This window comes from Luteitalea sp., from assembly GCF_022842525.1.
Lineage (GTDB): Bacteria > Acidobacteriota > Vicinamibacteria > Vicinamibacterales > Vicinamibacteraceae > Luteitalea.
The window spans coordinates 1-8,437 of record NZ_JALHPM010000212.1; the positions used below are offsets into that span (position 1 = coordinate 1).

An 8,437-nucleotide genomic window follows, 5' to 3' on the forward strand; every position below is an offset into this window, starting at 1 on the left:
GCGCGTGCCCGCGCCGGTACGCGAGTCGCCCCGGGCCCGTCCGGCCGAGGTCCCGCCAGCGCGCGTGGCCGTCACACCCGAACGCGATGTGCCCAGGGACGTCGAGCCGCCCGTCGTGTCCGAGCCGGCCCCGCGGCCCATCGAACGGCGCGAGCCCGATCCGCCGCCCGTGGAGACCCCGGAGGACGAGGGCCTCGGTCTGGTGCGCGGCTACGTGGCGGCCAGGAACACGGCGCATGCGTCGGGCATCCGCCGGGTGTGGCCGGGGGTGGATGACAACCATCTGAAACGCGTCACCAGTTCGTTCTCGGCTCCGCTGACGTTGACTGGATGCGAGATCACGTCACGCGACGCCTCGCACGCGGTGGCGGCGTGTCAACTGACACAGCCCGGCACCACTGGCGCGTATGCACCGGGGCAGGGACTCACGATCCGACGGACGTTCGTGTTCGATCTCGTGCGGCAGGGGCGCGGATGGGTCATCGCGGCGGTCCGCGAGTGAGCGTGATCGCTGGCGGGTTGATGCAGGTGAACGGGCGCAACGGCCCGGCAACGGCATATGATGCGGGGCATCGAGCTCATCCGGAAGGTGATGTGACTGAGGACCGCGCACTGCGCAGGGCCGGTGTCTCTGGCCAGGTGGCCGTCGAGTGGCTGATGGTGGCCGGTATCCTCACGGCCGTCGCCATCGTGCTCACGGGCCTGCTGCAGCCGGTGCTGGTGAGTGCCGTGCGGATGATCGCGCGCAGCGTGCGGACGGTGGGTCTGTGACGCGCGTGCGGAGCGAGCGGGGCCAGACCGCGAACGAGTACCTGATGATCGCCGGGTTGATGACGGCGATGTTGATCGTGCTCACGTCGATCATCGTGCCGACGATGAAGACGGTCGGGGTCAAGGTGGTGGAGCACATGGTGCTGCACCTCTCGAGCCCGCCGCGTGACGAAGAAGCCCCTCCGGCCCCGTGTCCGGAGTTCGTCGAGCCCGAGCCGGGCGTTGAGTGTCAGTAGCGGCCCTCGGGCCCAAGGAGATCGCAAATGGACGTCATGAACGACAGCGGCATCATCCGGACCATCCGACGCAACATCAGTGCCCGGCGCCTGCGCCGCGAGGACGGCCAGACGCCGACCGAGTACCTGATGATCGTCGGCATCATGGCGGCCGTCATCCTGATCGCCTTCATCCTGTTCTTCTGGGACAAGGTCAAGCCGGCGGCGGAGAACTGGTCCAACAAGGCAAGCGACGCGGTCGGCGCCTCGAAGGACAAGAAGTCCACCGTCGATCAGTAGCCGCGGATTCCGTCAGGACGTCCGTGCGCACTCCAGGCCGGCCGGCCGCCCGCGCTTCGGCGCGGCGCGGCCAGGCCACGCTCGAGTCGATGATCATGATGGGCTTCCTGCTCCTCCTGATCTTCGGCCTCATGCATCTCGTGATGTTCGCCGTCACGCGGTACATGGTGACGTACGCCGCCTTTGCGGCGTCGCGGGCGGCTGTCGTCGGCAACAGTCCGCAACTGGCGGCCGAGGCCGTCATGGACAACCTGAACTGGTGGGCCGACGAGGGCGGCGAACAGCCCGTCGAGGTGAGCTACACGTTCAAGGGCATCACCTTCGGCTACGAGGTGCGGACGCGCGTGCCGTTCGGCGCGCCCATCTACGAGTGGATCGATCCCGACGGCATCGAGATCGTCGCCTTCGCGCCGTCCCACACCCAGGACGACGCCCCGAGCGGTGGAGACAATGACTAGCGAACGCGGCCAGTCCACACCGTTCTTCCTCTGCTTCCTCGTGCTGATGACCGTGATGGTCGGCACGATGGTCAACGTCGGTCAGGCGATCAACCGCCGCATCGCGCTGCAGATCCTCGCCGACGCCGGCGCCTGGACCGGCGCCACCAACATGGCCATCGGCCTCAACGGCCTGGCCGAGGTGAACGACTGGCGGCACGACCTCGAACCGGTGGCGAGCATCGGCGTGCCGGCGGCCGGCTTCATCGGCCTCGACAGCGTGATGCAGACCATCTTCGAGGTCGGCACCACCATCATCAACTTCGTCGACCTCGGCATTCAGCTCGGCTACGCCAAGATCCCCTACGACGAAGCGTCGCGCGTCACCTGGTACAACTCGCAGGACCTCTTCCCCGGCGAGCAGCTGCAGTGGTGGGAGGGTTTCCGTCCCGGGCTGATCTCGAACGGCGAGGACTCGGTCAGCGACGAAGTGCCGTTCACCAAGTCGCGGCCGACGGTCTGCACCGACCAGCCGTTCCTCGACGACACGTTCTTCCTCCTGCCGTGCCTCGTCGACGAGGAGCCGATCCGCAACACGGTCTACTACGTCGTGCCGTGCTTCCCCTTCGGCTACTGTCCGGCCTCGTACAGCTACGTGAAGTGGTACGAGAAGAGCGGCGAGACGATCTCGTTCGTGTGGGTCGTGCGGGCGCCCGAGGCCAAGCCGATCTTCAACCCGTTCGACGTGTTCGGCGACGACGCCATCCCGGCGATGACGGCGGCGGCCCACGCCAAACCGGCCGGCGGCACCATCGAGGACGGCAGCGACGACTACCGCGTCAAGATGGAGCCGCTGACCACCGCCGCGATGTACCTGGCGCCGATGGCCGCCCTCAACGGCGGCAACTATGACGAGATCTTCGAGAAGTGGCGCCGTGTCGCGTACTGAGCGGCCCCGCACCTCCGAGTCGGGTCAGGCGGCGATCGAGACCATGCTCATCGCCTTCCTGGGCGTGGTGTTCCTGTCGATCGCCTTCCAGTTCTACCTGACCAACCGCAGCGTCTCGCGCACCCTGCAGGAGGTGCACGGGGAGATGCTGAGCGGCTTCTGGGAATACAACAACAAGAGCACCAAGTACGACCGCGAGACCGTCAAGGTGATCTGGGACGCCGACAACGGCATCGCGTCGGCGCGGGAGCTGCCCCGGGTCGGCCTGCTCCAGGACGACCTGCCCGAGGACCTGCGCATCTACAGCCACTGGGTCGAGCAGCACGGCGATCCGGACGGCAACTGCACGCCGTCCAGCCCGCCGTGCAAGCGCACCAAGGCGGGCGGGGGCCTCGACGCCGGCGACCCGTGGGAGTTGGCGTTCGCGGGGATCGAGGAGGTCGGGTCGGGCGACTACTTCGGCTGGCTCTTCTACAACGGCGAGTCGGCCGTGCTCGACATCACGGGACTCAAGGAGACCCTCCAGGACGTCCAGGGCGCGGTGCAGACGCTCAACAAGATCGAGGACTGCATGGACGATTTCCTGGGCTGCGCGACCTCGTGCATCTTCGGCAACTGCCCCTGGGACGACTGAGGCCGGTCTGCCGCCCGTTCGGTTGACCACCTCCAACCTGTTCTCTGAATCGACACACCTATGTCCGGTCGCGCCAAACTCCTCCTCTCCCTCGTCCTCGGTGTCCTGGCCGTGTTCCTCGTCTACGTCTACGTGCGTGGGCTCGAACGCCAGCTCTACGAGGAAGTCGACATGCAGAACGTGATCGTCACCCGGGCCGCCATTCCGGCCGGGACGGCGATCGATCAGGGCGCCATCCAGCGCGTCTCGGTGCCGCGCAAGTACCGGCAGCCGCAGACCTTCCCGACCATCGAGGAGGTCGCCGGCCGCGTCGCCGTCGTCCCGATCGCCGCGGGCACCCAGGTGAGCGGCAGCATGCTGGCCGACGCCGGTGCCGAGGCGCTCTCGTTCGAGGTCCCGCGCGGCCGCCGGGCCGTGGCCATCACGGTCACCGACGACACGGGCGTCGGCGGGCTCATCCGACCGGGCAACTTCGTCGATATCGTGGGCACCTTCGAGTTCGGCCGGCCGGTGGGCTACCAGAACGGCCGCATGGCGTACGCCGACGAGAAGACCGAGGTCCGCACGATGATGCAGAACGTCTTCGTCGTCGCGGTCAACAAGGAGTTGCGGCGCGAGCGGGTGCAGTCGGAGACGGCCGGGTCGGCCGGCGCCGCGCAGCCGCCGTCGCGCGAGCGCACGCTGCGTACCGTGACGCTGCTGGTCGAGCCGAAGATGGTGCAGGAGCTGATCCTGGCCCAGAACGTCGGCGACCTGACGCTGTCGCTGCGCTCGTCGCTCGACGACACCGCCGTGCAGTTGCCGTTCCTCGACCCGATGGGCCTGTTGAACGTGCAGATTCCGGTCAAGCCGAAGGCGCGGGCGGTGCAGAGCTTCCGCGACGTCGGCCGCGGCCTGTTCTAGAACTCGAGGAGGCGTCATGTTCTTCCCTCTCACGCGCCGCCTGATCGCCGGGGGCCTGCTCGCCCTGGGCGTGCTGGCCGCAGGGGCCTCCGCCGAGGCCCAGCCGACCGCCGAGGAACTGACCATCTACGTCAACGAGGTCACGACGTGGAGCCCTGGCTACGCGATGGGTGACATTGTCCTCGGCTCGCCGACCACGGCCGGGTACGAGCCGGTGTCCGGCCGCAAGCAGCTGATGCTGCGCGGCAAGAAGCCCGGCCGGACGACGCTGAACGTGTGGGACCAGAAGAAGGTCCTGCGCCACGAGATCACGCTGGTGGTGACCACGCGTGAGGCGCAGACCGTCGAGGCCGATCTGAAGACGCTGCTGGCCTCGTATCCCAACGTCGCCATCTCGAAGCTCGGGGGCGAGATGCTGCTGACCGGCACGGTCGCCAGCACCGATGAACTCACCGCCGTGACGCAGCTCGCGCGGGTAGCCAAAGTGCAGTCGGCGGTGCGTGTCGCCGCCGCGGCGCGTCCCCCGGGATACACGACCGGCCCGTCGACCGGGCCCTCGACTGGGCCGACGACGACCACCACGATCCCGGGTGGCGGCCCGGGCACCGCCGTCGCGACGGTGGAGGCGCCCGCGCCCAATGCCGTCGAATACGAACTCGAGCTCTTCGAGGCGAGTTCGCAGTTCAAGACCGGCGAGTACGGACGCGGCGTCGAGCCGTCGGGCCGCAGTCTCTACAAGGGGCGGGTCACCGCCGCCATCGGCGGTGAAGGCGAGGTCTTCATCGGTGGCCCTGCGGTCGACCCCAAGAACAAGGGCGACAAGGCGCTGAAGGACACCGGCATCCGGCTCACCGTGCGGCCGCGCCCGGGCAGTCGCGGCCTGATCACCGCCGTCGAGGTCGAGACCAACGTGCCGCTCGAGTACAACCTCTATGACCCCGAGGTGTGGCGCCGGTCGCGCTACTCGTTCTCGACGGCCGAGGGCGTGCCGTTCGCCGTGTCGGGCAACGACCTGCTGGCGGCGCCGGCGATTGCCGGCGGCATGAGTGCCATGGGCAAGGCGACCCGGGGCGCGTCCGCGGCCAGCAGCGTGCCGGGCGCCAGCGGCACCGGCCTGCAGTTCGTGCCGGTGTTCGGCAGCCTGTTCGGATCCAACAACTACAAGGCGAAGAAGACCCAGATCCTCGTCGTCTTCCGGCCCGCGCTCACGATCGCGGCGCAGCCCTGACGCGATGGCTCGTCTCAAGGTCATCGGCGTCACGTCGGGCTCGGGGGGCGCCGGCAAGACCTTCGTCGCGACCAACCTCGCGGTCGGCATCCTGCAGCAGGTCCGCGGCGGCGTGATCTACCTCGACGCCTCGGCCCCCTGCCCCGGCGACGGCTGCCAGAAGATGGGCCTGCCGCGCACCAAGAGCATCAGCGACCTGCTGCCGCTGCTCGAGCGGCTGACGCCGGAGTTCCTGACGTCGTACCTGACGTCGTCGCCGTCGGGCGTGCCCTGCCTGTCGCTGGTCAACGACGTCGTCCAGGCCAACGCGCTCAACCGGAAGGTGCTCGAGCAGGTCTTCCACGTCATGGACCAGGCCTTCGACTACCTGGTCATGGACCTGTCGCTGCTGACCGGCGATGTCGGCGCCTTCCTGCTCGATCGCACCGACCAGATGTGTGTGGTCGTCGACCCGTCGCCACAGGGCCTCGCGCGCGCCGGGCACCTGCTCGGCCTGCTGCGCGCGGCGCAGGTGCCGCCGACCGCCGTCGGCATCTGCGTCAACCGGACGACGGAGACGCACACCGGCACCGGGGCGTCGAGCCTCGGGTTGCAGGTGCTGAGCTATCTGCCCGAGCAGCACGAGACGGTCAGGTGGGTGGAGTCGAAGGGGCGCACGCTGATGGAACTGCGGCCCGACGACGACCTGGCGGCGGGCTTCGCGGACCTCTCGCGCACGTTCATCCAGCGCGCCTTCCGGCATCGCACCGAAGGGGCGAAGGAGGGCGGCGCCGAGGTGCCGTCCGACGTCCGGCGCGACCTGAAGCTGCGCATCCTTCGCCGCCTCATCGAGGAAATCGACCTGCGCAAGGGCGACCTCGGCTACCTCCACGATCCGGTCAAGCGCCAGGAGATGCACGTCCGCGTCGAGGGCAAGCTGGTGGCGCTGGTGCAGGAGGAGGCCACCGAGGTCACGCGTCAGGATCGGCGACAGCTCGTCAAGGAGCTGATGGACGAGGCACTCGGGCTCGGCCCGCTCGAGGACCTGCTCGAGGACCCGACCGTCACCGAGATCATGGTCAACCGCATCGACCAGGTGTACGTCGAGCGCAAGGGCCACCTCACGCTGAGCACCGTCAGCTTTCTCAGCAACGATCAGCTGCGCGGCATCATCGAGCGCATCGTGGCGCCGCTCGGCCGTCGCATCGACGAGAAGGTGCCGATGGTGGATGCCCGGCTGCGCGACGGCAGCCGCGTCAACGCCATCATCCCGCCGCTGGCGCTCAAGGGCCCGGCGATCACCATCCGCAAGTTCTCGAAGAAGCTGCTCGGCGTCCCCGACCTGATCGGCTTCGGCTCGATGACGGAACAGATCGCGACGTTCCTCGGCGCGGCGGTTCACGCGCGGCAGAACATCGTCATCTCCGGCGGCACGGGCTCGGGCAAGACCACGCTGCTCAACGTGCTGTCGTCGTTCATTCCGGACGACGAGCGCATCGTGACCATCGAGGATGCGGCCGAACTGCAGCTGCCGCAGGACCACGTCGTGTCGCTCGAGTCGCGGCCGCCCAACATCGAGGGGGAGGGCGCCATCACCATCCGCGACCTCGTGCGCAACTCCCTCCGCATGCGCCCCGACCGCATCGTCGTCGGCGAGTGTCGCGGCGGCGAGGCGCTGGACATGCTGCAGGCGATGAACACCGGCCACGACGGATCGCTGACGACGTTGCACGCCAACACGCCGGTGGATGCGCTCAGCCGACTCGAGACGCTGTCGTTGATGGCGGGACTCGACCTGCCGGCGCGGGCCATCCGCGATCAGATCTCGTCGGCGGTGCAGCTCGTGGTGCAGCAGTCCCGCCTGCAGGACGGCAGTCGTCGCATCACCTACGTGACCGAGATCTGCGGGCAGGACGGCGCACAGTTCATCACCCGCGACGTCTTCCGCTTCGAACAGACCGGCCTGTCGCCTGACGGCAAGGTCCTGGGCCAGTTCAGGCCCACCGGTCACGTGCCGGCCTTCGTCAAGAACCTGCCGAACTTCGGCATCCAGGTGCCGGAGGAGATCTTCCTCCACCAGACGCTATGACGCCGACGATGCTGTTGCTGAAGGTGGTGGGGCTGGGCGTGCTGTTCGTGGCCGCGGTGCTGTTCGTGGCCGGTGGCGGCGAATCGGTCGGCGCCTGGTGGCGCAAGCGGACGCGCACGTACGGCTCCTGGATCGTCGACGAGTTCGACGCGATGTTCGAGGCGATCACCATCGAACGCGCCCAGAACTTCATCACCGGCATGACGGTGGGGGGCGCCCTGATCGGCTTCCTGCTGGGCAGCGCGCTGGCCAGCCGGGTGTTCTTCGCGCTGTTCCTGGCCGGGATGGGCTACTTCATCCCGCGCGTCTTCGTGCTGTGGCGCCGCCACCAGCGGCTCGATCGCATCGACGACCAGCTGGTGGACGCCCTGCGCCTGATGTCCAACGGTCTCAAGGCCGGCCTGAGCCTGCAGCAGGCGCTCGAACTGGCGGTGCGCGAGACCAAGCCGCCGATCGCCGACGAACTCGCCCGCGTGGTCAAGGAGATCCACCTCGGGCGGCTGATGGATGATGCGCTGCGGCGCTTCGCGGAGCGGGTGCCACTGGAGGACGTACGCATCGTGGTCGATTCGATCCTCACGCTGCGCGAGACGGGTGGCAACCTGAGCGAGACGTTCGACGTGGTGGCCAACACCATCGTCGAGCGGAAGAAGGTGTCGGGCAAGATCAAGTCGATGACGGCGCAGGGCATGACGCAGGGGTTCATCATGTGCCTGATGCCCCCAGGCATGCTGCTGCTGTTCTCGTTCATCGACCCGACGTACACGGCGCCGCTGTTCAACACGATCCTCGGCTGGGTGATTCTCGCGATCATCACCGCCCTGGACCTGATGGGGCTCTGGGCCATGCTCAAGCTCGTGAAGATCGACGTATGAGGTCGAAGAACGGGAACCGGGAACCGGGAACCGGCAATCGGGCACCGGGCACCGGGC

Annotated in this window: 10 protein-coding genes and 1 pseudogene; all 11 read left to right on the top strand. The window is 68.2% G+C overall.

Features of this window, described 5'->3' with window-relative positions; all coding sequences use genetic code 11:
* Positions 1-502, top strand: a pseudogene (locus Q0C41_RS26680) (hypothetical protein); the annotation flags it as partial.
* 92 nt (positions 503-594) lie between these two features.
* Positions 595-771 (top strand): hypothetical protein, encoded by a 177-nt coding sequence (locus Q0C41_RS26685; protein ID WP_291989205.1) that lies wholly within the window; start codon positions 595-597, stop codon positions 769-771.
* A complete protein-coding gene (locus Q0C41_RS26690; RefSeq protein ID WP_291989207.1) occupies positions 768-1,007 on the top strand; it encodes a hypothetical protein in 240 nt (79 codons plus the stop codon). The genes Q0C41_RS26685 and Q0C41_RS26690 overlap by 4 nt, the downstream gene beginning before the upstream one ends.
* Positions 1,008-1,034: 27 nt before the next feature.
* Positions 1,035-1,286, top strand: coding sequence for a hypothetical protein (locus Q0C41_RS26695; RefSeq protein WP_291989208.1), 252 nt, complete (start codon positions 1,035-1,037; stop codon positions 1,284-1,286).
* A 23-nt stretch (positions 1,287-1,309) separates the two neighbouring features.
* Positions 1,310-1,744, top strand: coding sequence for a hypothetical protein (locus Q0C41_RS26700; protein WP_291989210.1), 435 nt, complete (start codon positions 1,310-1,312; stop codon positions 1,742-1,744).
* The gene (locus Q0C41_RS26705) at positions 1,737-2,672 is read left to right on the top strand and encodes a Tad domain-containing protein (RefSeq protein WP_291989212.1); all 936 of its coding nucleotides are present in this window, start codon (positions 1,737-1,739) and stop codon (positions 2,670-2,672) included. The genes Q0C41_RS26700 and Q0C41_RS26705 overlap by 8 nt, the downstream gene beginning before the upstream one ends.
* Positions 2,659-3,306 carry a hypothetical protein gene (locus tag Q0C41_RS26710; RefSeq protein WP_291989214.1) on the top strand — a complete coding sequence of 216 codons (648 nt, stop codon included), beginning with the start codon at positions 2,659-2,661 and terminating at the stop codon, positions 3,304-3,306. Before Q0C41_RS26705 ends, Q0C41_RS26710 begins: the two co-directional genes overlap by 14 nt.
* Before the next feature lie 60 nt (positions 3,307-3,366).
* Entirely contained in the window at positions 3,367-4,209 is an 843-nt protein-coding gene (gene cpaB, locus Q0C41_RS26715; protein ID WP_291989215.1) for a Flp pilus assembly protein CpaB, read from the top strand.
* Between the two features lie 16 nt (positions 4,210-4,225).
* On the top strand, positions 4,226-5,437 hold the full coding sequence (locus Q0C41_RS26720) for a pilus assembly protein N-terminal domain-containing protein (RefSeq protein ID WP_291989217.1): 1,212 nt from the start codon (positions 4,226-4,228) through the stop codon (positions 5,435-5,437).
* A 721-nt stretch (positions 5,438-6,158) separates the two neighbouring features.
* Positions 6,159-7,505: a CpaF family protein gene (locus Q0C41_RS26725; protein WP_367079313.1), complete on the top strand. Its 1,347-nt coding sequence runs from the start codon at positions 6,159-6,161 to the stop codon at positions 7,503-7,505.
* Positions 7,502-8,380 carry a type II secretion system F family protein gene (locus tag Q0C41_RS26730; RefSeq protein ID WP_291989221.1) on the top strand — a complete coding sequence of 293 codons (879 nt, stop codon included), beginning with the start codon at positions 7,502-7,504 and terminating at the stop codon, positions 8,378-8,380. The genes Q0C41_RS26725 and Q0C41_RS26730 overlap by 4 nt, the downstream gene beginning before the upstream one ends.
* Positions 8,381-8,437: the final 57 nt, after the last annotated feature.

Coding starts and splice junctions, on each gene's coding strand:
- Q0C41_RS26695 (WP_291989208.1), top strand. CDS start 1,035: ATGGACGTCATGAACGACAGCGGCATCATCCGGACCATCCGACGCAAC.
- Q0C41_RS26705 (WP_291989212.1), top strand. CDS start 1,737: ATGACTAGCGAACGCGGCCAGTCCACACCGTTCTTCCTCTGCTTCCTC.
- cpaB (WP_291989215.1), top strand. CDS start 3,367: ATGTCCGGTCGCGCCAAACTCCTCCTCTCCCTCGTCCTCGGTGTCCTG.
- Q0C41_RS26720 (WP_291989217.1), top strand. CDS start 4,226: ATGTTCTTCCCTCTCACGCGCCGCCTGATCGCCGGGGGCCTGCTCGCC.
- Q0C41_RS26730 (WP_291989221.1), top strand. CDS start 7,502: ATGACGCCGACGATGCTGTTGCTGAAGGTGGTGGGGCTGGGCGTGCTG.